Raw genomic sequence first — 24,044 nt, 5'->3', positions numbered from 1 at the left:
ATCCCATGCTGATCGAGATTCTGGTTTCCCTGTTTTTGCTGATCGGCGCCGGCTTTGCACTGATCGGCTCCATCGGTCTCGTCCGTTTGCCGGACTTTTTCACCCGCCTGCACGGCCCGACCAAGGCCACAACACTCGGGATCGGCGGGATGCTGATCGCCTCGATGATTTACTTTTCCGTCCAAACCGGTCAACTCAGCTTGCACGAACTACTGGTGGCGCTCTTTCTGTTCATGACCGCCCCGGTTAGTGCACACCTGTTGGCGAAGGCGGCACTGCACCTCAAGGTGCGGTCGATACGTCCCTATCCGGTGGAGTCAGAGAACCGGGAAGGTCGTTAGCGATACCGGCAGCGGGACGCCGGCTGCCGCCCGAGTATCTGGACCGGTGCGGGGGATTTCAGTAGGCATGGTCCGTTCGACGAGCGTACCAAACAGTACAGTCTCCGGTTCCGGGCGACCATTCATTGAGCACGATCCGGACCCTCGGATGGTCGTCGCTGTAATCGTTGTTACCGTCCTGTTGCTGTAACCGGCTGTTGCAAAGCCGATTATTAAAGCTACCTTTTTCACCAGCTTCATCATGAACACGCGGTGGAGAGCCACCAGCTGCCAGGCAAGGGATTGCAGTGGACGATTTAGCCGAAGCCGATATACTCGGGACACCCCCCGGATCCGGAACGGGGCCGTTGTTCTTCGCACGCACCTCCCTTACCTCTCTGTTTCACCGGCACGGGCCGGCGACTTCCAGGTCCGCAGCACCCGCAACAACCGCACCCTTCCATTGCTTGGAATTGTACCCAGGGACGCAATAGCCAGAGGACGGTTTCCATCATGAGCAAACAGGTTCTGATCACCGGCGGCGCCGGTTTCATCGGTTCGCATGTGGCGGACCGTCTGTTAGCGAAAGGTTATCGGGTACGCGCACTCGATAACCTCTCGCCGCAGGTCCACGGCGAACAGCGACAGCGCCCCGACTACCTGGATCCCGAAGTGGAACTGATGATCGGTGACGTGCGGGATCCGGGTGCGGTCAAGCAGGCGCTGCAGGGCGTCGATGCGGTCTTTCATTTTGCTGCCAAGGTGGGGGTCGGACAGAGCATGTACCAGGTGGCCGACTACCTGGACACCAACGTTACGGCTACCGGTGTATTACTCGAAGCCCTCATCAAACACCCCGTCGACCGGCTGGTGATGGCCTCCAGCATGAGTATCTATGGCGAAGGCATGTACCGCACGGATGATGGCCAACTGGTCGAGGGAAGTCGAAAAACTGAACACCTGCACAGCGGTGACTGGCAAGCCTATGGTCCCGGGGGTGAACCGCTAAGCCCGGTTCCCACCACCGAAGATAAAGCGCCCTCCATCGCATCGATCTATGCGATGTCCAAGCTCGACCAGGAGCGTATGAGTCTCATGCTGGGTGAGACCTACGGCATCCCGACCACCGCCTTGCGCTTCTTCAATGTCTACGGCGAGCGCCAGGCGCTCTCCAATCCCTATACAGGCGTACTGGCTATCTTTGCCTCACGCCTTCTGAACGACAATCCACCGCAAATCTTCGAGGATGGCCTCCAGCGCCGCGACTTCGTCAGCGTTCACGATGTCGCCGATGCCTGCGCTCTCGCCCTTGAGCGGAATGAGGCCATCGGCCGGGCGTTCAATATCGGTAGCGGCCACGACGTTACCGTGACCGAAGTGGCGCAACGGGTCGCGGCCGCTCTGGATCGCGACATCGAGCCGGTGGTAACCGGCAAGTATCGCACCGGAGATATCCGCAACTGCTTCGCCGATATCTCACTGGCACGGGAACGGCTGGGCTTCGATCCGAGAATTCGGCTGGATGCCGGCATTCGCTCATTGAGCGCTTGGCTGGAGGATCAGAGCGCGGAGGACCGCGTTACCCAAGCCACCCGTGAACTGACCGTACGGGGATTGGCGCTATGAGGCTAACGGACGGGAACCACAAGCCGTTTGCCGGACTCGGGCCAACGGTGGGCCTCAGCGTTTTCTGTGCTCCATGCAATCAGCAGCAGACGAAGACCATGCTGGACGACCTGGAGTGCCTCGGTGTTCGTCACTTGCGCCTGATGGTCTGCGTCGACACCTGGAATACCACCGAAGGGCGTCGCTGGTACGAATGGTTTTTGGCAGCCGCCGCGGAACGGGCACAAATCCTTCCGGTACTGACCGGAGGCACGGTCGAGTTTGCCGAGCAAGCCATGCGCAGTTTTGCACCACATCTGGAGGCCGTCGAGGTGGTCGGCCCGACGCCCGGCGAGACTACGCTTCGGGCACAGCTGGCCCTTCAACACAACGCCCGACCAGTGATCGGCCTCGGCGTCAAAAACCTCGCTACCAATATCGCCGCACTGGCCAGCGCCGGGGCATTGGAAGCCGCCACTGCCGTAACGCTACACGGGTTTCCGGAAAACCTCCCGGGCTGCAAGGGCTGGAGCGCCCGCATCGAAGAGGCCGAAGCGGCCCTGAAACGTGCCGACTGTGACCTGCCGCTCTGGATGGCAACCGGCTACTCGGAACGGCTCTACGCAGATCGGGGGCAGCTCGAAGCCTTCGCCGACGCAGCAACAGCGCCCGCCGCCAGGGTCTATTGGCACAGCACCCGCGACCGACAGGAAACTTCCGATTCCAAGCGCCGTTTCGGTTTCGCTGACGCGCAGGGACACTCCGGGCTTCTGCTCCGTCTGCTCGAAGTCGGCGGACTGGATCAAGTATTGAACACGGTGCAGGCCACACGTTCCGCAAAGCCGACCAGTGCACCGGAACCGGTTGCACTGGTGACCGGCGGCGCCGGATTCATTGGCGCCAACGTCGCCGACCGGCTCCTCTCCGAGGGGCGGCGGGTGCTGATTCTCGACAACCTGGCACGTCCCGGCACCGAACAGAACCTGGCCTGGCTTCAGGAGCGGCATCCCGAACGACTGGAGTTTCGACTCGGCGACGTTCGTGATGCCGCTGCGGTTCGGGAAGCGGTCGACTACGCTGACCAAGTATATCACTTCGCCGCGCAGGTGGCGGTGACGACCAGCCTGGACAACCCGATCGGTGATTTCGAGGTCAACAGCCGGGGAACCTTGAATCTCCTGGAAGCACTCCGGGCCTGCCCCGATCCGCCATCACTACTTTTCACCTCGACCAACAAGGTGTATGGCGCCCTTGAAGATGTTGCGCTCCGGGCTACCGATAGCAGTTATGAGCCTGAAGACGGGACCATCCGCCGCTCCGGTGTGGATGAAGAGCGGCGACTGGAGTTTTGCAGTCCTTACGGCTGCTCCAAGGGGGCCGCTGACCAGTATGTACTGGATTACGCGCGCACATTCGGACTCCCCGCAGCGGTGTTCCGCATGAGCTGTATCTACGGTCCACGTCAGTTCGGCACCGAAGACCAGGGCTGGGTGGCGCATTTTCTGATCCGGGCTCTCCGCCAGCAGCCCATCACCATCTACGGCGACGGCCTGCAGGTTCGCGACGTACTCTTTGTTGACGATCTGGTGGACGCCATGCTGCTGGCACACCGGCAGATGCCGCAGATTGCCGGAACGGCCTTCAACATCGGCGGTGGCCCCTTGAATACACTCAGTCTGAAGCAGCTACTGGCTTTACTGGAGGAGCGTCAGGGAGAGCCGCCCGAGGTTCGCTTCGAACACTGGCGAAGCAGCGATCAACGCTACTACGTTTCCAACGTGGGCAAGTTTTCTCAAGCGACCGGTTGGCAACCCCGAATCCCCGTGGCGGAGGGAGTCAGCCGACTCTACGATTGGCTCACAGCCCAAAACGGGCTCGTTGTGAAACGGGAAAAGAGGATGGTCCTGTGAGGTATGCGCTTATCAATCCGCCATGGCGCTTCGAAGGCAGCATCTATTTCGGCTGCCACGAGCGGCATTTACCCCTGGAACTCGGCTACACCAAAGCCCTGCTGGAAGCAGAAGGTCACGACGCGGCACTATTCGATGCTCACGCCTTCGGCTGGTCGACGAAACTGCTGGCAGCCGCTGTGGCCGGTTACGGCCCCGACATCACTGTGATCGGGACAGCTCCCACCTACCTGTTCTGGCGCTGTCCGCCTCCGGAATTGCGTGTTCCACAAGAGGTGGCCGAGGCGATACGGGAGAGCGCAGGCCGTATTGTTCTGGTTGGTCCCCACGGGTCGACGACGCCACGTGCTCTCTTGAACAAGGTCGACGCGGACGCGGCGGTGATCGGCGAATGCGAAGCCACCCTGCCGCGCCTAGCCGACAGCAGCGACTGGTCGAGGATGGAAGGTCTTGCCGTTCGTGGCAGCGACGGCCGAATCCATATCAACGGCGGCCCCCGGGCAGTTGACATGGCATCACTGCCGGCACTTCGCTGGCCTCGCGAAGTGCTCCACGAACACCATCACCACCGTTTCGATGACAGAGGACACGGCCTCGGCGCCGAAATGGAGATTTCCCGGGGATGCCCTTACGCCTGCACCTTCTGCGCCAAAGACAATTACCGTGACAAATACCGGCGTCGCCCCCTCGAAACGGTGCTGAAAGAACTCGATGGACTCATAGAACAGGGTGTTGGTTACGTCTATTTCGTCGACGAAATCCTGCTCCCTGACAACGCGTTGCTGGATGCGCTCGAAAAGCGTGACATCGAGTTCGGCGTGCAGACCCGGATCGATCTGTGGAAACCGGACATGCTCGACCGCCTCGGTGAGGCGGGCTGTGTCTCCATCGAAGCCGGCGTCGAGAGCATCTCCGATGATGGGCGCGACCTGCTCAACAAGCGCTGCAAACTCTCCAGTGCGCAGCTGCGCGACCGACTCATCCATGCCAAAAAGAGTGTTCCTTTCGTGCAGGCCAGCCTGATTGATTCGGGCGGTGAAGACCTCGATGCCGTCGAAAGATGGCGTCAGGAAGTCCTCGAGTACGGCGTTTGGGCCAACAAACCGGTCCCCATGTTTCCCTACCCCGGTTCACCCGGTTACGTCCACCGCTTCGGCTTCCCGGATGAAAAAGCTTGGGAACGCGCCGTCAGCTACTACATTGATAGGTACGGCGAGTTTTCCGACATCCAGGAACAGCAGCCGCTGCCGCTGGAGCAGCTGGAGCTGCCTCGTCCGCTGTAGGGTAATGCAAGGGAAATCGAATGCGCATCGCGCTGTTCTATCACTCGGTCCGTTCCGACTGGAACCACGGCAACGCCCATTTTCTGCGGGGCGTTGCCTCGGAACTGATCGCGCAAGGGCATACGGTGCAACCCTTCGAACCGGAAGACGCCTGGAGCGTCGCCAATTTGCTGCAGGATGCCGGGCCGGATGCCCTCACCGCGTTTTCGCGCGTCTACCCCACCCTGAAACCACGACTCTACCAGCCGGCGACACTGGACCTCGAGCAGGAGCTGGATGGTTTTGATCTGGTCATCGTTCACGAATGGAATGAACACGATCTGGTGGCCCGCATTGGTGAACATCGGGCGCGCAATGACGGCTATCGGCTGCTTTTCCACGACACACACCACCGCTCCCTGACCAGACACGCGGACATCGCCCGGTATGACCTTCGCCACTACGACGGTGTACTGGCATTCGGTGAGGTGATTCGCGACCGCTATCTCGCGCACGGCTGGTGCGAGAGGGCCTGGACATGGCATGAAGCGGCGGATACCCGGGTCTTTCGGCCCCTGGTCAATGAGCCACCGGAAGGCGACCTGGTGTGGGTCGGCAACTGGGGAGATGATGAGCGCACATCGGAACTCGCAGAGTTTCTTTTCGAACCGGCATCCGACCTGGGCCTTCGTACCCGTATCCATGGCGTTCGCTACCCACGAACGGCACTGGAACAATTGGATGCATGCGGCATCGATTATGGCGGCTGGCTCGCCAACTTCGATGTTCCTCGGGTCTTCGCGCGCCACAAGGTTACGGTGCACATCCCACGGCGGCCTTACGTGGAGTCATTGCCGGGCATCCCCACCATCCGTCCGTTCGAGGCCATGGCGTGCGGCATACCACTGGTGACCTCGCCCTGGGAAGATAGCGAGGGCCTGTTTCATGCCGGGTCGGACTATCTGGTGGCGAGCAGCGGCGACGAAATGCGCCGTCACCTCCGTGACCTGATCTCCGATCCCGCCATGGCCTCGGAACTCGGCATGCAGGGGCACCGGACCCTGCTCGAACGCCATACCTGTGCCCATCGCGTGGACGAGTTGCTTTACATCTGTCGCGAGTTGGGAATGACCGATGTCTTTCGCAATCAGGGGGAAACAAAATCATGACACCCGGACTCGACATTGCCTTTTTCGGCTCCAGTCTCGTATCCGCCTACTGGAACGGGGCCGCCACCTATTACCGCGGGATCATCCATGCCCTTGCACGACGCGGACACCGGGTTACCTTCTATGAGCCGGACGCCTACGACCGGCAGATACATCGCGACATTGCCGACCCGGACTGGGCACGGGTGTTCGTTTACAAGCCTACCGAAGAGGGTGCATGGCAGGCCCTCGCCGATGGCGCCAACGCCGACGTCATCGTCAAGGCGAGCGGCGTCGGGGTCTTCGACGAGCTGCTCGAGGCTGCGGTACCGCAGATCAAACGTACCGATGCCGTCAGCATCTATTGGGATGTGGACGCCCCCGCCACGTTGGGTCGCATTGCCGCCGATGCGGACGACCCGATGCGCAAATTAATCCCCGAGTACGATCTCGTGCTGACGTACGGTGGCGGTCAGCCGGTCATCGAGGCCTTCCGTAAACTTGGGGCCCGTGAATGCATACCGGTCTACAATGCCGTCGATCCCGAGACACACCACCCCGTCGCACCCGATCCACGGTTCGATGCCGACCTGGGCTTTCTCGGCAACCGTCTTCCGGACCGGGAGACGCGGGTCGAACGGTTTTTCCTCGAAACAGCCGCCCTCCGCCCTGACCTGCATTTCCTGCTGGGCGGTAACGGCTGGCAGGACAAACCCATGCCCGGCAACGTCGACTACCTCGGACACATCTATACCCGGGACCACAACACCTTCAACTGCACACCTCGTGCAGTGCTTAACGTGAACCGCGACAGTATGGCGAAAAACGGCTGGTCACCGGCGACCCGCATCTTCGAGGCCGCCGGTGCCGGTGCCTGCCTCATCTCCGACTGGTGGCTCGGGATCGAAGACTTCCTTGAGCCGGAGCGGGAGGTGCTGGTGGCACACAGTGCCGAAGAGGTTGCGGCTCATCTGGACGGTCTCACTCGTGAAAAGGCTCGCACCATGGGTGAGGCTGCACGTCGCCGGGTACTGGCGGAGCACACCTATTCGCGGCGCGCTGAACAGGTGGAGAGCATTCTGGAAGGATTTGATGCTGCCCGAACGGCGGAACTCGCCGTCCGGACAAGCACGGTATCAACAAGCGGAACGGATCACGTCAGTGGATCGGGTTTCGGTCCACCAGCTTGAAGAATCGGCTGGTTTCACCGCCCGCGATTTTTTCCTGGTAGACAAAGGCGAGGTTCTTTTCCTCGAACTTGTCGAAGAATTCATCCCGGGATGTGGGCGAAAGGCTCTGTTCTCCACTGTAACCCGGCCCAACAAAATCAGCGTTGGGGTTCGCATAACTCACCCCAACCTACAAGAAACCATGTCCTCGCACAGGCTCCCGGGCGGGTTCGGCACCGGAACCCATCGTTAACAATACGGAAACAGCCGGAGTACGAATGTCGAACAACCCCACTCACCCGGACTTCGCCCCACCGGCCCTGCCACAGAACGGCAGCAGCGCGGGAGCTGATTAATGGTGCCGAATGGGCTTCGCATATTGATGACCAGCGACACCGTCGGGGGAGTCTGGACCTATTCCGTGGATCTCGCTGAGAGTCTGAGCAAGGCCGGAGCGGAAGTAGCCCTTGCCACCATGGGGGCGCCGCTTTCCGGGCCGCAGTGGCAGCAGGTGAGAGGTATTCCCCGTCTGCAGATATTCGAAAGCCGCTACCGACTGGAGTGGATGGACGATCCCTGGGACGATGTTGCCGCGGCCGGTCGCTGGCTGAAAACCGTTCAACAACGCTTTCGTCCTGACATCGTCCATCTCAACGGGTATGCCCACGCCTCGCTCGACTGGCAGGTTCCCTGCATCGTTGTCGGGCACTCCTGCGTATTATCGTGGTGGCAGGCAGTCCACGGTGAGCCTCCGCCCCGGCGATTCGAACGGTACTACCGTGCGGTACGGCACGGCCTGGGCTCAGCCGACAGGGTGGTTGCACCGACGCGTGCCATGCGCAATGCCCTGCAAACCCACTACGGTCCACTGCCCGGCACTTGCGTCATCTACAACGGACATAATCCGGCGCTTTTCCGTTCGGGCCGGAAACGGCACGTTGCACTGTCGGTCGGGCGACTGTGGGATGAAGCAAAAAATATCGACGCCATTGCCAAGGCCGCGGGCAAACTGGACTGGCCGCTCCGTATCGCCGGTGAAAGCCGTCACCCCAATGGGTCGAACGCCCGTTTGCAAAATGTCGAACTCCTGGGATATCTGCCACCTGAACGACTACGCCCCGTTTACTCCGAGTCCGCGATCTATGCATTTCCGGCACGCTACGAACCTTTCGGGCTATCGGTACTGGAGGCAGCTCTCTCCGGCTGTGCACTGCTGCTCGGGGATATCGCCAGCCAGCGCGAACTATGGGATGGTGCCGCGCTATTCGTTCGGCCGGATGATCAGGAGGCGATCCAAGAGCGACTTTTCCAGCTTACACGGGATGGTGCCCTGCGCAGTCGACTGGCTACCGCATCTCGAAAACGGGCACGCCGTTACTCACTGGAAGCCACCACCGCCGCTTATGCCAATCTGTATACCGAACTGCTCGGCTCCCGAAGCCGGGAGCAAACCGATCTTTCGGCCTGTGAGAGTCCGCAAACCGGTGGGTCCCGTCGGTAAATGGCAGGGAACCACACAACCGAAAAGGAAAAAATTCATGAACGACCCGATGCGCATCGTATTCCTCGGCCTGTCACTCACCTCCTCCTGGGGAAACGGGCACGCCACGACCTATCGGGGCCTTATCCGTGAATTGGACGCCCGTGGCCACGACATCCTTTTCCTGGAGCGAAACGCACCCTGGTACGCGTCGAACCGGGATATGCCGGAACCTCCCTATGCGCGAGTCATTCTTTACGAGAATATCGCGGATCTGAAAAAGCGATGCGAAGCAGCGGTTGTGGAAGCCGACCTGGTCATTGTCGGCTCCTATGTAACCGATGGCGCCGAAGTGGGCCGATGGGTGCAGGAAAAGGCACAGGGTGTCACGGCTTTCTATGATATCGACACACCGGTAACGCTGAAAAAGCTCGAGCGCAACGAGTGGGAGTACATTTCTCCCGACCTGATTCCCGAATACGATCTTTACCTCTCCTTCACGGGCGGCCCTACACTGAGGCGCCTCGAAAGAGAGTACGGTGCCCCTCGAGCCCTGCCTCTGTATTGCTCGGTCGACCCTGAAATCTATTATCCCGCCACTATGGCACCGGCCTGGGACCTCGGTTACCTGGGCACCTATGCCGCCGATCGACAGCCCTCGCTTGAACGTCTGCTCATCGAGCCCGCGAGACGCTGGCCGTCGGGACGTTTCGTGGTGGCGGGCCCCATGTACCCGGATACCATCCGCTGGAGCGACAACATCACCCGCATCGAACACCTGCCCCCGGCCGAACACCGGCGCTTCTACAATAATCAGCGCGTGACCCTGAATGTCACCCGGGCCGATATGGTGCAGCTTGGCTATTCACCCAGTGTTCGACTATTCGAAGCTGCTGCTTGCGGCATTCCCATCATCAGCGACTACTGGGAAGGCCTCCAAGAACTGTTCGATATCGGACCTGAACTGCTGATTGCCGACACCCCGGTAGAGGTACTGGACATCCTCGAAAAAATCGATCCCGAGGAGCTGCGAAACATTGGCCGTCGCGGACGCAATCGCATCCTTTCCCAGCATACTGCCGCCCACCGTGCCGCCGAACTGGAGACCTACGTGGAGCCCCTGATTGCCAGCAGAGGATTGATTGCTCCGGAGCGCAATACGACCGCCGCGCAGCCGGGAGCAAAGCCGGTATAGATTGCCAGCAGTCTCTCAGCAACCAACTTTCGGGGGACTTCACTCTCTCACGAGCTTCTCACCGTCCGAAAGCATCCGCATGAGAGTCTCAGAATGGAAACAACGCCAACACTATGGCTAACCCTGATCGGCCTGGCGATTGTGTGCGTCGCGCTGGTCAATGGAGTGCTGCGGAAGTTACGGCTACCGGCGCTGGTAGGTTACATCCTGATCGGCTTCACCATACGCATGGTCGACCAGCGCTGGCCGCTGCTATCGCCGCCGGTGGAGCACGCATTCTCCCTACTTGCCAGCATCGGGATCGTCACCCTGCTGTTCCGGGTCGGTCTGGAGAGCAACCCCCGCAAGCTGATGCGCGAACTCCCGCTGGCAAGCGTCATCGGCATCGGCAACCTTGCGGTTTCCGGCCTGGTGGGCTTCTATACGGCCCGCCTGTGGCTGGATTTCGAGCTTGTCCCTTCACTGGTCGCGGCTGCAGCCCTCGTTGCCACCAGTGTGGGAGTGTCAGTGGGAATATGGCGTGAGGCGGGCACACTCGATACTACTGGCGGCCGCCTTCTGCTGGACATCGCCGAGCTCGACGATATCGTCGGCATCATCCTCATGGGCCTGTTGCTTACCGTCCTGCCCATTCTATTGGGCAACACCAACGGTGACCTTTGGGGCACCGTCGGCAGCGGCGCCCTGCTATTTTTTATCAAGTTTTTTCTGTTCGCCGCCGGCTGTCTGCTGTTCGCGCGATATCTGGAGAAACGGCTGACCAGCTGGAGTTCATTCGAGCTGGAAACCGGCCTGATGCTTCTGGTACTGGGATTCGGGTTTGTAATCGCCGCCATCGCCGGTTGGCTCGGCTTCTCCCTGGCCATCGGCGCCCTGTTTGCCGGACTGGTCTTCAGCCGCGACCCAAAGCCGTCCAGACCGAAGCCTCCTTCAACGACCTTTACGCATTCTTTTCGCCGTTCTTCTTCATCAATATCGGCCTAAACATCAACCCAGACGCGTTCACTGGAGGGCTGCAACCCGGATTGGTGCTGTTGCTCGCAGCTATCGCCGGCAAACTATTGGGTGCCGGTCTACTGGCGTGGCCGTTTCTTTTAGGCACTGGGGCGGTACTCATCGGCATCAGCATGGTACCGCGGGCGGAGATCGCGATGGTGGTCATGCATCACGGGAAAGCGATGGGCCCTGAGGTGGTGCCGGATTCGCTATATACCGGCATGGTACTGGTGACTGCTGCCACTTCAGTCCTCTCTCCACTGGCGTTACGGCCGCTGATCAGCCATTGGCGTCAACATCCATGATGCAGAGAGTGGATCGCAGCCATTCGCTGCATCGCTCTACGTTTATCGAACAGGAAACGTTTGATGTATAGAGTCAGCCATGACAATTGCGGTTTTTTTTAAATCGAGGAGTGGGAGCAAGAGGCTTTTTCCGATCTCCACCAGCAGCATGAGCTCCGCTACAGCTTGGAGCCGTTGAACAGCGATAATGCGGGCGACTACGCCGATTGCGAGGTCGTCTCGACCTTCATCTATTCGAGTCGAGTGTCGATACCACGGTCCTGCTTGACACAAACCAGCCGGAGATCAGAGTCGACCATCTGCCGGTATTGGCGGAGCCGCAATAAGAAAAGAAGAAGGCAATTTGTTGCACATTTCTCAATTGCCTCCTAACGTTTCAGAAAACTGGTTAGCCAGGGAAAGGCGATGAAAACCTCTACGCAAGCCGCTCTCGTTAGTATCGTGATACTGGGCCCCAGTTTAGCTCGGGCTGAGGCGGACCTCTCCGTCGAAAAAACAGCGATACCGGAAATGGCAGTCGAAAATCGGTTTATCGACTACAGGATCGTGGTCACCAACTTCGGACCCGACGCGGCCCAACGTGTCGAACTGGTCGATAATTTGCCAGAACAAGTTGCCCTCATCGAGGTCGACAGTCGGTGCGTTATTGAATCCCCCACACGGCTCCGTTGCCTACTCGGCAACATAGCCGAAAACGAAAACCGCATAGTACAGATCCAGACAAGGGCACGAGCGATTACCAACCTTCCGCCGGTCCAGCAGATCATCACCAATCGGGCCAGCATTGAACCTCGGGAGGACGACCCTGTCCTCGATAACGATGGGGATGAAGTCGACGTTGTCGTTGTACCGGAGGAGGACGCTGCCGATCTGAGTCTGAATCTCAGTAGCCGCATCATCGACAATGGCAACGTTCAATTCACCTTAGAAGTATTCAACAACAGTGCGCTTGCTGTCGATAACGTGACCACCATTTTTCGAATGGATGAAGTGGCGCTGTCGGAACTGTCGGAAATCAGTTCGACCCAGGGCAGTTGCTTTACGCCACGGGATACCTGTATCGGTGAGGAGTGTGAGGGGATCGAGAATAAACCGATCGAGGTGATTTGTAATCTGGGAACCCTCATCGAGACCGCAACCGAGCGCACCTTCATCACCGTTTCCCGACAGAGCACCGATTCCCTGAGCGCCACCGCTGAAGTGAGTGGAGATCGTGCCGACCCCAACCTCGATAACAACCGTGATACGGAAACCACCGATAGTGCTGCCGTCGGTATCGCTTTGGATCAAATCAGCGGTGGCTGTATCGCTTCAAGACTAGTGGCCGGACGGTCGATGGAGCGAGACCTGAACCATCTGCGCCGTACTCGGGATCGCATGCAACGTTTCGCATGGGGTCGCCGTTTTGTGGCGGCATATTATCTCTTCAGCCCGGCTCTATCACGCCGGGTTACTCGACACCCTCGCCTGGCCGCGTTGGCCCGCATGCTCCTTAAACCCGTTTTCTTCGCCGCCCGGCGCCTCTGATCCTGCATCCCGTGCCTGCAATTTTCTCCTTTTTGGAAAACGGCCGGCACCGCAGGGCTCTTACCGGACTCGTGCTCTCTACCGCCTTGCCGCTTTGTCGTCTACGGTTGTTTGCATGGATAAGGCGGCATGAAAGTCGTGCTTTCCGACACGGATATGTGGCCGACGACCCCCGAAATGTCGTGACCGTCTGAACAGGGAGCAATCCGTGAGTGCGATCGTCACACTGACCATGAATCCCGCCGTGGATCTCTCCGGGACCGCCGAGCGGCTGCTGGTGGGTCGCAAAACCCGTTGCGGGGTACAGGTCCGCGAACCGGGTGGAGGCGGCATCAATGTGGCCGGCGGCATCCACGCACTGGGTGGCGATGCCCTGGCGCTGTACGCGGCGGGAGGTCCGAGTGGAATCGAACTGGAACGGCTGTTGGAAGAACGCGAGGTAAAGCAGCAACGTATCGTTATCCAGGGCGATACGCGTAACGATCTCGCGATCCGGGAGCAGGCCACCGGAAAGCTGTTTCATTTTGTCTTTTCCGGCCCGACGCTCTCCGAGGAGGAGTGGCGCCGCTGTCTGGAAACCGTCAATGGGTTCCAGCCAGTACCAGACTACCTGGTGCTGAGCGGCAGCCTGCCCCCGGGCGTCCCCGAAGATTTTTATGCCTATGCCGCACGGGCTGCGACCGAGCGTGGTACTCGAGTGATACTGGATAGCTCAGGGCCCGCTCTGCGGCCGGCGCTGGAAGCGGGGGTGTTCCTGGTCAAGCCCAACCGCAAGGAATTCGGCCAGTTCGGAGTTCCCCAAGACGCCAACCATGATACCTATCTGGATGCCATGCAGGAGATGGTTAATGATGACCTCGCCCAGGTCGTGATCGTCACCGTAGGCGCCGATGGCGCCTTGCTGGTCAGTCGCGCCGGGGACCGCCTGCATCTGCGGCCACCGCCCATTGAAGGCGTCAGTCCCGTGGGCGCAGGAGACAGTTTCGTTGCCGTACTCACTCATCAACTGGCTTATGGCAGCAGCCTGGTAGAGGCGTTTCGCTACGGAATTGCCGCGGCTGCTGCCGCTGTTTCAACATCCGGCACCCAACTGTACAGCTCCGATGCCATCGAGCAGATGTATCGGAGCATGCTCGAATGAGGTCTTTTCTTTTAACTGTTCGGCCGAGTGATCATGCACGGTCCAGGAAATTCGCCGTCCCCGCGCAGGCATTCGTCTTCCCCGTGCAGGCATTCGTCTTCCCCGTGCAGGCATTCGTCTTCCCCGCGCAGGCGGGGATCCATTTGAAGCCATGCCGCTGCTCTCTGGATTCCCGCCTACGCGGGAATGACGCGGGAGTGACGCGGGAGTGACGCGGGAATGACGCGGGAATGACGGGAAAGTGACCAGTTACCGACTATTTCTGAAAAAAGGGAGAATTCGTCATGGCTAACGTGGCAATCAACGGACTGGGGCGCATCGGACGCGCCACCCTGAAACTCATCACGGACAGCCCCGACCTCGAACTCGTCGCGGTCAACGACCTGGGACAGCCTGAACAGCTCGCCTACCTATTACGCTATGACAGTGCGTATGGCCGCTATCCGAAGGAGGTGTCCAGCCGGAACGGTGATTTGGTGATCGAGGGCCATACTATTCGCGTATTCAACCAGCAAGACCCGGAACTGTTGCCCTGGGGCGATCTGGGGATCGACATCGTGTTCGAGTGCACCGGTGCCTTCACCAACCGCAAAGGTACGGAAAAGCATCTCAAGGCGGGAGCCAAAAAGGCGATCCTCTCGGCCCCGGACAAAGGCGGGGAGATGCAATTCGTGGTACCGGGTGTCAATGAATCCAGCGAAGACGTCTTCTCCACGGCGAGTTGCACCACCAACTGCATTACTCCGGTTATGGAGATCATGGGGCGGCGCATCGGTATCAAAAAGGCAATCCTCAATACCCTGCACGCCTACACCAGCTCGCAATCCATCGTCGATAGCCCCTCCAAAAAACTCGAGCGGGGCCGGGCCGGCGCCGCAAATCTGGTGCCCACCAGCACCGGCGCGGCGAAGGCCACGGCCAAGGTTCTGCCCCAGTTCGAGGGCAAATTCGACGGGCTCGCAGTACGCGCACCGATCGTGGTCGGTTCGGTAGCCGATATCACCTTTATCGCCGAACGCGAGACCAGTGTCGAGGAGATCAATAACATCTTCCGCGAAGAAAACATCTCCGATCGCTACAACCTTGTGCTTGGATTGGCGGACGAACCCATCGTCTCTTCCGACATCATTCAGGATCCGCACGCCGCCATTGTCGACTTGCGGATGACCCGGGTAGTGGATGGCGACCTGGTCAAGGTGCTGGCCTGGTACGACAACGAGTGGGGCTACGCCGCGCAGATGGTGCGTGAAGCGGAACGGCTCGCACGCTGATTGGCTTGCCTACCTGCGCTGTCATCTGGGATCTGGACGGGGTCATCACCCGCACGGCAGACACACACGCCCGTGCCTGGAAGGCGACATTCGACCCCTTCCTGCGGGCTTGGGGCGAGCGGCACGAACAGCGATTCGCGCCGTTCGCGCTCCCTGACGATTACCTCGAGCATATGGATGGGAAGCCGCGCCTCGATGGAGTGCGTGATTTCCTGGCCATACGGGGTATCACGCTACCTGAAGGTTCCGGTACCGATGGACCTCGAGACTGGACCATTCACGGACTCGGCAAGGCCAAGAACGCCCGCTTCCGGGAATTGGTCGAGAACGAGGGTGTTCAGCTCTACCACAGCACGCTGGCACTCATCCGCTCCCTGCATGATTACGGCATTTCGCAAGCGGTGGTCTCCTCCAGTAAGAATTGCGGATACATTCTGGAACGCTGTGAATTGCGGGATCGATTTGAGGCTGTGGTGGACGGCAATGACATCGAATAACTCGGCCTGGCCGGAAAACCGTCACCGGATCTGTTCACCGAAGCGGCGAAACGCCTGAAGTGCAATCCCGCTGAAACCGTCGTGGTCGAGGATGCGGTCTCCGGGGTCAAGGCCGGCAGGGATGGCCATTTCGGTCTGGTCATCGGGGTCGATCGTGGCCGGAACCGCGAGGCACTTTTGGCCGGGGGGGCAGACCGGGTCGTCAACGATCTGGACGAGCTGACGGCCGATGATCTACTGAAGCGGTGAGCCTGAATGCGGGATGCCCTGGCCAATTTCGATGCAATCGCCGCCGGTCTCGACCGCCGTCCTCCTGTGCTGTTCCTTGACTATGACGGAACCCTCACGCCCATCGTCGACGACCCGGAAGCCGCCATCCTGGAACCGGCTATGCAAGACAGGCTGAAAGACCTGGCGACGCGTTTCCGGGTGGCCGTGGTATCCGGCCGCGATCTGGAGGATGTGCGAAAGCGGGTCGGCATCAACGGCCTTTTTTATGCCGGCAGCCATGGGTTCGATATCCAGGGACCGGACACGCGCCTGGAGCAGCCCCGGGCGCGGGACTACCTGCCGGTCCTGGAGGCGGCCGAACGGCAGTTGCATGAGCACTTTGATGGAAAACCGGGAGTCCTGCTGGAGCGCAAGCACTTCTCTATCGCCGTGCACTACCGCAGGGTCTCCGAGGCGGATCAGCCGGCAATTCGAGAGTGCGTGACCGCAAGTGCCAACCGCAAAAACTTGCGCATAACTCACGGCAAAAAGGTGATTGAGCTGCAGCCTCCGGTGGCATGGGACAAGGGCCATGCCCTACTCTGGCTGATGAAAGCACTCGCAGTCGACCCCGATGCCGTAACGCCCTTCTATTTCGGCGATGATATCACCGACGAAGATGCCTTCAAGGCGCTACCACCGCATGGGGTAGGCATCCTGGTTGGAGGGCACGAGGGTCCCAGTGTCGCCCGATACCGTCTGGCCGATCCCGCTGCAGTGGCACACTGGTTCGACCGACTGCTGGCAAGTACCTACTGAATGGACCGGAGAGGTATGCCCGAACCCCACCACAAGACAGAACAGCGTATTCCCTGGCATACGCTGTCCGACGAGGAGGTACTGCAGCGCGTCGACAGTAACCGGGAGGGGCTGGATGACAAGGAGGCTCGTCGCCGTCTGGAGGAGCACGGCCCCAATTATCTGCAGGAGAAGCGTCAACGGCCCTGGTGGCGCCGGCTGCTGGATCAATTCAATAACATCCTCATCATCATTCTGCTCATTGCAGCGGCCGTCACTTCCATGCTTGGACAATGGGTCGATGCCGGCGCCATCTTTGCGGTGGTGCTCATCAACGCAGCGATCGGTTTTTTTCAGGAGGGCAAAGCGGAGAAGGCGCTGGAGAGCATCAAGGGGATGCTGTCGCCCCAGGCCACTGTATTCCGCAACGGCCGACGCACGACGATAGCAGCCGAAGAGCTGGTCCCCGGCGACATTGTCGCCCTCTCGGCGGGCGACCGCGTGCCCGCCGATCTCCGCCTTTTGAAAACCAGGCGGCTACGCATTCAGGAGGCTGCACTGACCGGCGAGTCCGAGGCAGTCAGCAAGCGCCCCGAGCCAGTCGACGAGAAAACGGACCTCGCCGACCGCAGTTCACTCGCCTTCGCCGGCACCATGGTGGTCGATGGCAGTGCTCGGGGGGTCGGGGTGGAGACCGGCCGGCGTACCGAAATCGGGAGGATTTCAGAGATGCTCGAGGAGGTCGAGCAGGTGCAGACACCGCTGCTGCGCCAAATCGACCGCTTCGCCAAAGTCCTCGCAGTGATGATTATCGTCATCGCAGCGGCGATGGCACTCTACGGTGTCCTGGTGCATGGCTATGACCTGGAGGAGATGTTCTTCGCTTCCGTCGGCTTGGCCGTCGCTGCGATCCCCCAGGGTCTGCCGGCACTGGTGACGATCACCTTTGCACTTGGCGTGCAACGCATGGCGCAGCGCAATGCGATTATCCGGCGATTGCCGGCCGTGGAGACCCTGGGTGCGGTATCAACCATCTTCTCTGACAAGACCGGCACTTTGACACGTAACGAGATGACCCTGAAAGCGGTTGTGCTCGCCGGTAGTGAAATCGAAATTGGCGGTGTCGGCTTCGCACCGGAGGGGGAATTTCGGCATGCCGGCGAATCCGGTGAAGGGGAACAAAAAGGCGAGCCAATCGATCCGGAACACGATCCCCTGCTAGGCCGACTCCTGCGCGCCGGGACACTGTGCAACGATTCCACGCTCGAGCAACGCAACGGGGAGTGGGTCATCAATGGCGATCCAACCGAAGGAGCCTTCATTGTCGCTGCCGCAAAGGCCGGCTGGGATCCGGATAAGGTACGACGCCAGTTCGAACGCATCGATTCCATCCCCTTCGATTCGGAGCGCAAGTACATGGCCACCCTTGACCGGGAGCCCGGCGGGAAGGCGGTCATCCACGTCAAGGGAGCACCCGAGGTCGTCCTGTCCCGTTGCGAGCGGCTGGCATCTCCCGAAGGCGATAGCGAGCTCGACCATAATGCCTGGAAAGCGAAGATTCGGGCCCTTTCAGAGCACGGCTTCCGTGTTCTTGCAGTAGCGGAAAAACCGGATGAAGGACGTGACACGCTGGAGGACAAAGACGCGGAAAGCGGACTGGTGCTGCTCGGCCTGGCGGGTCTGCTTGACCCGCCGCGTGAATCCGCCATAGAGGCGGTCAAGAAATGTCACAGTGCCGGCATTCGGGTAAAAATGGTGACCGGAGACCACGCCCTCACGGCACGCGCTATCGGCGGGCAACTGGGATTACAGCACACCGGAAGCGCCCTCACCGGCGCGGATATCGCAGACCTTTCCGCCAGTGAACTACGACAGCGTGTCGATGAAATCGACGTCTTTGCCCGCGCGGCTCCCGAACACAAGCTGCGTCTGGTCGAGGCCATTCAGTCCCGCGGTGCCGTCTGCGCCATGACTGGTGACGGGGTCAACGATGCCCCGGCTCTCAAGCGGGCCGATGTCGGAATAGCCATGGGAATTCAAGGTACCGAGGCGGCCAAAGAGGTAGCCGAAATGGTTCTGGCCGACGATAACTTCGCCACCATTGCCAATGCGGTCGAAGAAGGCCGCACCATCTATGACAACGTCAAAAAGGCTATCACCTTCCTGCTGCCCTCAAACGGCGGCGAAGCGATGTCGATCCTCGGAGCGGTGCTGTTCGCCACTGCTTTGCCAATCACACCGGTACAAATCCTCTGGGTAAATATGGTGACCGCCGTGACCCTCGGGCTGGCGCTGGCCTTCGAACCGGCGGAGTCGGACGTCATGGCGCGCGCCCCGCGCGACCCGGCGGCGCCGATACTCGACCGGTTCCTCGGTTGGCGCGTGATTTTCGTCTCTCTGCTGTTGGTCGGCGCCGTGTTCGGTCTCTTCCTTTGGGAAACCAGACAGGGAGAAAGTGTCGAAGTGGCCCGCACCCTGGCCGTCAACATGCTGGTAGCCGGGGAGATCGTTTATCTGTTCAATGTGCGACGGCTCACGGGGAGTTCTCTTTCCCGAAAAGGGTTGCTCGGCAGTCTTGCGGCGCTTTTGGCCACGGCACTGGTCATTGTTTTTCAGCTGCTTTGGACCTATACCGAACCGATGCAGTTCCTGTTCGCCAGTGCGCCTCTCGAGGCGTTTCACTGGGGCATTATCGTAGCGGTGGCGCTGGTCATTTTTCTGCTTGTTGAACTCGAAAAAGCCATCTGGCGGAAGATGCGAAAGAAATGAATCCTGAATTCAGGGACGGTCCACATGAACGATTGGGTGTTGCAGTACAACCAATATGAACCGGACCACGAGCGTTTGCGCGAGGCACTGTGCACACTCGGAAATGGCTACTTCGCCTGCCGCGGGGCCGCGGCAGAGGCGAAATGTGATGAGCACCACTATCCTGCCACTTACCTGGCCGGCGGATACAACCGTCTCACCACGCGTATCGCCGGCCACGCGATCGAGAATGAATCCCTGGTAAGGCTACCCAACTGGCTGCTGCTGGAACTTCGACCCGAGGGAGGCGAATGGCTCTCTGCCCGATGCGCCGACGTGTATCATCAGCATCTGGCCATGGACTCCGGCCTGCTGGTAAGGGAGATGCATTTCCGTGTCGGTGATGGTGTGCTCCGTTACCAGGAGCGGCGCTTTGTGCATATCGATGAACCCCACCTGGCGGCCCAGGAAGTGACCCTCACTGCCGAAAACTGGAGTGGGCAGGTTGAAGTGGTTGCCGCCATCGAGGGCCGGGTGCGAAACGAAGGGGTGCTGCGCTACCGTGGCTTGGCCAACAAGCACCTTACCTACCTGGAACAGGTTGCCGATGCCGAAGGCGGACTGTTCCTTCAGGTACGAACGACCGATTCCCGTCTGGAGGTAGCACAGGCGGTCCGCCTGATACTGAGTATCGATGGTAAAGCCGTGCCGGGAAAGGCAACTGCACATACGGAAAACGGGTACGCCAGGCTCAGCTTCAGTGCCCATCTGAAGAGCAGCCAAACCCTGCACATCGAGAAAATCACCGCCCTTTACAGTTCTCGCGATCGGGCGATCTACACGCCGGCACTCGAGGCCCGCAAAGCAGTGCGGCGTTGCCCCGGGTTCGACGCTTCGTTCGCGACTCATCAACGACTCTGGCGGCAACTCTGGAAGCACTTCGATATAGGGCTGGAGTTCGCCCCCGGCAACAGTGGCAATGACGCCCAATGTATACTGCGGCTGCACCTTTTTCACACCATCCAGACCGCTTCGCTGAACAGCATGGATCTCGATGTGGGCGTCCCCGCTCGCGGGCTCCATGGCGAGGCTTACCGCGGTCACATTTTCTGGGACGAATTGTTCGTCTTTCCCATCCTCAACCTGCGGCTACCGGAACTCACCCGCTCTCTATTGCGTTACCGTTACCGCCGACTGCCGGAGGCCCGGGCCAATGCCCGCGCGGCGGGTTTTCGCGGGGCCATGTATCCCTGGCAGAGTGGCAGCAACGGTCGCGAGGAGAGCCAGCGCCTGCATCTGAACCCGCGCTCCGGTCGCTGGGGGCCCGATCACTCGCACCTGCAACATCATGTCGGCATCGCGATCGCCTACAACATCTGGCAGTACTATCAAGTCACCCGGGACCTGGAATTCCTCTCCTTCTACGGAGCGGAAATGTTCCTGGAGATTGCCCGCTTCTGGGCCAGTATCGCTCAATGGAACCCCGCTCGGGAACGCTTTGAAATCCGTGGTGTAATGGGGCCCGACGAATATCACGAAGCCTACCCCGGTGCCGATCGGCAGGGGATCAACAACAACGCCTATACCAACATCATGGCGGCCTGGATACTGGCCAGCGCCCCGGAATTGCTCTCCCGTCTGCCTACCGAGCGCTGCGCCGAGATCCACGAAACACTGAAACTGGGGAAGGATGAGCTGACACATTGGGATAACGTCAGCCGCAAGCTGTTCGTTCCCTTTCATGGAGATGGAATCATCAGCCAATTCGAGGGCTACGAGCAGTTGAAGTCTTTTGACTGGGAGGGCTACCGGAAGAAGTACGGAAACATTCAGCGTCTCGATCGTATCCTCAAAGCCGAAGGGGATACGCCCAATAGGTATCAGGCCTCCAAGCAGGCCGACGTACTGATGCTGTTCTATCTCCTCTCCCGCGAAGAATTGGAGGAACTGTTCACACGACTCGGAGTTCACTTCGATGCCAACATGCTGCGCCGGAACATTGACTACTATCTGCATCGAACGTCGCACGGCTCCACCCTGAGCCGGGTTGTCCACGGCTGGGTTCTGGCTCGTGAAGACCGGCCGCGCTCCTGGCACCTGTTCAACGAGGCGCTGCAGAGTGACATATCGGATGTGCAGGGGGGCACCACCCCTGAAGGCATCCACCTGGGGGCCATGGCCGGAACGGTCGATATGGTGCAGCGCTGCTATACCGGACTGGTCACCCGCGAGGACGTACTCTGGCTTAATCCGACCCTGCCTCGTGAGGTGGCCAGCATTCGCCTGTCTCTGCGCTATAGAGGCCACTATCTGGATCTGAAGATCTCGAGGGACGGCGTGGAGATACATTCCGGGCCATCCCGTGCCGCACCGATTTCAGTCGGCGTGGAAGGACGAATGGAAGCTATACGGCCGGATGAACGACACTATTTCCCGGTGCAAATGCGGCGATAGCCCATCATTTCACAGCCGCTCATTGGCGACTATTCCTATAGGCATCCCGGAAACACTCGTTTCGGGACTTCAAACAATGGGATTGAGTCCATGAGCAATCCGCAACCGTCACTCAATCGTTCCGGCCGTTATATCAAAGACATGGTCTACGGCGCGAATGATGGCATTATCACCACTTTCGCCGTCGTCGCGGGGGTCACCGGAGGGCAGCTGTCTCTAAACGCAGTGCTCACCATTGGACTGGCTTCACTGTTTGCAGACGGATTTTCCATGGCCGCATCGGACTTCCTCGGCAGCCGTTCGGAACAGCACGCACGCGAAGCCCAGGGGGCGATGCTGGAGGAAAGCCGAAGCGCCCTCACTGGAGCTGCCCTTACCTTCACGGCATTCTTGCTGGCCGGCGCCGTGCCCCTGCTCCCCTATCTACTGGCTCATCGCGATTCGCCACTGTTCTTTTATGCTGCACTGGCTACCGCTGCCGCCCTGGCCGGGGTCGGTGCGCTGCGCGCCCTGGTGACAAAACGCTCCCTGACCTGGTCCGCGCTGGAAATGTTGGCGATTGGCGGCTTTGCAGCCGTACTCGCGTATGCTGTGGGTTATCAGATCAATGCCCTGACCGCCGTATAAGCCAGTCAGCGCGTGCACGGCTGACGATTTCTGCGAACTCAATCAGTGCTCTTCGAGGTCCGCCTGCAGCTGGCGAAGGACCGCCTCTTCACGCGCAGCTTCGATGCCCTCCAAGACGCCATCCACATCCGCGGGGCGCTCATCGCGCTGAAACTCTCCGGTCAACCGGGTATCCGGGTGCAGCTCGCCGTTCTCATAGAGGGCCCAGATCTCATGGGCGTAATCGGTGGCCATCAACTCCGGTGCATACCGGGCAAAGTGGGCGGTAATCTTGTCCACATCACGCACCAGCATGCGAAACGCATTGTTATTACCGGCAGCATCGACGGCCTGCGGAAGATCGATAATCACCGGCCCATTCGCATCGACCAGCACGTTGTATTCGGAGAGGTCACCATGAATCACGCCGGCGCAAAGCATGCGCACTACCTGCCCCATGAGGTTGCGATGGTACTCCACTGCCTCGGCATGGGTGAACATAATATCGTCGAGCCTTGGCGCCGCACTGCCGTCGCCGTCCGTGACCAACTCCATGAGAAGCACACCGTCGATGAATAGATGCGGCTTCGGCACACGCACACCGGCGGCGGCCAGGCGGTAGAGTGCATCCACCTCGGCATTCTGCCAATCGGTCTCCTGCTCGCCGCGCCCGAAGCGGCTGCCCTTGGCCATTGCCCGGGCGCGACGGCTGTTGCGCACCTTGCGCCCCTCCTGGTATTGGGTGTGACTTTTGAAGCCGCGCTTGTTCGCCTCCTTGTAAACCTTGGCACAGCGGATTTCATCGCCACAGCGGACCACGAAGACCGAGGCTTCCTTGCCGCTTTTGAGCTGATAAACCACTTCGTCGACGAGTCCGTCCTCGATCAGGGGTGCGATCCGCTTGGGGGTCTTCATGGTGCTCCGAATGATTTGGGGAGATGACTGCGAATGTTCACAGTACTGCAGGATAAAAGGGTGCGGAAACCGGTACTAAAATCCGGGTACGACACCCCGGCCGGCCCGGTGCTACTCGTCGGCATTCTCGGATGATTGCTCTTCGCCTTCTGCATCGGAAGGTTTGTTCTTTTCGACCTTACGTTGCAGCTTTTCCTCTTTTTTCTTCTTTTTCTCCAGCTCGCGCTGGCGTTTTGCGAATTGAAAATTGGGTTTTGCCATGCATACCTCACTGTCAGTGATTCATTGTTCGGGGCAGAAGCCTCGCCTCTGCCCTACGAACAAGCCTAGTCGGTGTCGGGCTTCAATGGATAGCAGCCCGACACCCGTCAGCAGCCAGAGTCCAACAGGCTGCTAGAGCGCTAGGCGCTCAGCGAGCGCCTCCGCCCGGCACCGGGACCGCCACGACGGGGACCGCCCCGGCCCTTCCCACCCGGCCGTTCGCCTG

Annotated in this window: 18 protein-coding genes and 2 pseudogenes; 17 read left to right on the top strand and 3 right to left on the bottom strand. The window is 60.0% G+C overall.

Features of this window, described 5'->3' with window-relative positions; genetic code table 11:
• Positions 1 to 5: 5 nt before the first annotated feature.
• The 6 genes from Q7L05_RS06995 (at position 6) to Q7L05_RS06970 (ending at position 7,435) form a co-directional block, all read left to right on the top strand.
• Positions 6 to 341: a Na+/H+ antiporter subunit G gene (locus tag Q7L05_RS06995; RefSeq protein WP_303903967.1), complete on the top strand. Its 336-nt coding sequence runs from the start codon at positions 6 to 8 to the stop codon at positions 339 to 341.
• A gap of 492 nt (positions 342 to 833) precedes the next feature.
• On the top strand, positions 834 to 1,946 hold the full coding sequence (locus Q7L05_RS06990) for an NAD-dependent epimerase/dehydratase family protein (RefSeq protein ID WP_303903964.1): 1,113 nt from the start codon (positions 834 to 836) through the stop codon (positions 1,944 to 1,946).
• Positions 1,943 to 3,835, top strand: coding sequence for an SDR family NAD(P)-dependent oxidoreductase (locus tag Q7L05_RS06985; RefSeq protein ID WP_303903961.1), 1,893 nt, complete (start codon positions 1,943 to 1,945; stop codon positions 3,833 to 3,835). Before Q7L05_RS06990 ends, Q7L05_RS06985 begins: the two co-directional genes overlap by 4 nt.
• The gene (locus tag Q7L05_RS06980; RefSeq protein ID WP_303903958.1) at positions 3,832 to 5,118 is read left to right on the top strand and encodes a TIGR04295 family B12-binding domain-containing radical SAM protein; all 1,287 of its coding nucleotides are present in this window, start codon (positions 3,832 to 3,834) and stop codon (positions 5,116 to 5,118) included. The genes Q7L05_RS06985 and Q7L05_RS06980 overlap by 4 nt, the downstream gene beginning before the upstream one ends.
• 20 nt (positions 5,119 to 5,138) lie before the next feature.
• On the top strand, positions 5,139 to 6,266 hold the full coding sequence (locus tag Q7L05_RS06975; RefSeq protein WP_303903955.1) for a CgeB family protein: 1,128 nt from the start codon (positions 5,139 to 5,141) through the stop codon (positions 6,264 to 6,266).
• Positions 6,263 to 7,435 carry a CgeB family protein gene (locus Q7L05_RS06970; protein WP_303903952.1) on the top strand — a complete coding sequence of 391 codons (1,173 nt, stop codon included), beginning with the start codon at positions 6,263 to 6,265 and terminating at the stop codon, positions 7,433 to 7,435. Before Q7L05_RS06975 ends, Q7L05_RS06970 begins: the two co-directional genes overlap by 4 nt.
• On the opposite strand, the gene Q7L05_RS06965 is transcribed toward Q7L05_RS06970, so the two are convergent.
• On the bottom strand, positions 7,404 to 7,598 hold the full coding sequence (locus Q7L05_RS06965) for a hypothetical protein (protein ID WP_303903949.1): 195 nt from the start codon (positions 7,596 to 7,598) through the stop codon (positions 7,404 to 7,406). The two genes, Q7L05_RS06970 and Q7L05_RS06965, sit on opposite strands and share 32 nt — an antisense overlap.
• Positions 7,599 to 7,769: 171 nt before the next feature.
• Between Q7L05_RS06965 and Q7L05_RS06960 the strand changes: the two genes are divergently transcribed.
• The 11 genes and pseudogenes from Q7L05_RS06960 (at position 7,770) to Q7L05_RS06905 (ending at position 22,663) form a co-directional block, all read left to right on the top strand.
• A complete protein-coding gene (locus Q7L05_RS06960) occupies positions 7,770 to 8,915 on the top strand; it encodes a glycosyltransferase family 4 protein (protein WP_303903947.1) in 1,146 nt (381 codons plus the stop codon).
• Between the two features lie 37 nt (positions 8,916 to 8,952).
• Entirely contained in the window at positions 8,953 to 10,089 is a 1,137-nt protein-coding gene (locus Q7L05_RS06955) for a CgeB family protein (protein ID WP_303903944.1), read from the top strand.
• Between the two features lie 93 nt (positions 10,090 to 10,182).
• A pseudogene (locus Q7L05_RS06950) lies at positions 10,183 to 11,390 on the top strand (cation:proton antiporter).
• Positions 11,391 to 11,795: 405 nt separating this feature from the next.
• Entirely contained in the window at positions 11,796 to 12,917 is a 1,122-nt protein-coding gene (locus Q7L05_RS06940; protein ID WP_303903938.1) for a DUF11 domain-containing protein, read from the top strand.
• A 208-nt stretch (positions 12,918 to 13,125) separates the two neighbouring features.
• Positions 13,126 to 14,058 carry a 1-phosphofructokinase family hexose kinase gene (locus Q7L05_RS06935; RefSeq protein WP_303903936.1) on the top strand — a complete coding sequence of 311 codons (933 nt, stop codon included), beginning with the start codon at positions 13,126 to 13,128 and terminating at the stop codon, positions 14,056 to 14,058.
• Positions 14,059 to 14,342: 284 nt separating this feature from the next.
• Positions 14,343 to 15,329 carry a type I glyceraldehyde-3-phosphate dehydrogenase gene (locus Q7L05_RS06930; protein ID WP_303903933.1) on the top strand — a complete coding sequence of 329 codons (987 nt, stop codon included), beginning with the start codon at positions 14,343 to 14,345 and terminating at the stop codon, positions 15,327 to 15,329.
• A 5-nt stretch (positions 15,330 to 15,334) separates the two neighbouring features.
• Positions 15,335 to 16,075: pseudogene (locus Q7L05_RS06925) on the top strand (HAD family hydrolase).
• Between the two features lie 6 nt (positions 16,076 to 16,081).
• Entirely contained in the window at positions 16,082 to 16,855 is a 774-nt protein-coding gene (gene otsB / locus Q7L05_RS06920; protein WP_303903931.1) for a trehalose-phosphatase, read from the top strand.
• Positions 16,856 to 16,870: 15 nt separating this feature from the next.
• Positions 16,871 to 19,603 carry a cation-translocating P-type ATPase gene (locus Q7L05_RS06915; RefSeq protein WP_303903928.1) on the top strand — a complete coding sequence of 911 codons (2,733 nt, stop codon included), beginning with the start codon at positions 16,871 to 16,873 and terminating at the stop codon, positions 19,601 to 19,603.
• Between the two features lie 24 nt (positions 19,604 to 19,627).
• Positions 19,628 to 22,036 carry a glycoside hydrolase family 65 protein gene (locus Q7L05_RS06910; protein ID WP_303903925.1) on the top strand — a complete coding sequence of 803 codons (2,409 nt, stop codon included), beginning with the start codon at positions 19,628 to 19,630 and terminating at the stop codon, positions 22,034 to 22,036.
• 90 nt (positions 22,037 to 22,126) lie between these two features.
• A complete protein-coding gene (locus Q7L05_RS06905) occupies positions 22,127 to 22,663 on the top strand; it encodes a VIT1/CCC1 transporter family protein (RefSeq protein WP_303903922.1) in 537 nt (178 codons plus the stop codon).
• A gap of 42 nt (positions 22,664 to 22,705) precedes the next feature.
• Here the strand turns inward: Q7L05_RS06905 and Q7L05_RS06900 are convergent, their stop codons facing one another.
• The gene (locus Q7L05_RS06900; RefSeq protein ID WP_303903919.1) at positions 22,706 to 23,557 is read right to left on the bottom strand and encodes a PA4780 family RIO1-like protein kinase; all 852 of its coding nucleotides are present in this window, start codon (positions 23,555 to 23,557) and stop codon (positions 22,706 to 22,708) included.
• A 111-nt stretch (positions 23,558 to 23,668) separates the two neighbouring features.
• Positions 23,669 to 23,818, bottom strand: coding sequence for a hypothetical protein (locus tag Q7L05_RS06895; protein ID WP_175452470.1), 150 nt, complete (start codon positions 23,816 to 23,818; stop codon positions 23,669 to 23,671).
• Between the last annotated feature and the right edge of the window lie 226 nt (positions 23,819 to 24,044).

The organism is Thiohalomonas denitrificans (genome assembly GCF_016841685.1).
In the GTDB taxonomy this organism is placed as follows: Bacteria; Pseudomonadota; Gammaproteobacteria; order Thiohalomonadales; family Thiohalomonadaceae; genus Thiohalomonas; species Thiohalomonas denitrificans_A.
Note: the sequence above shows the minus strand (reverse complement) of the source record. Positions and strands in the feature narration are given on the sequence as shown.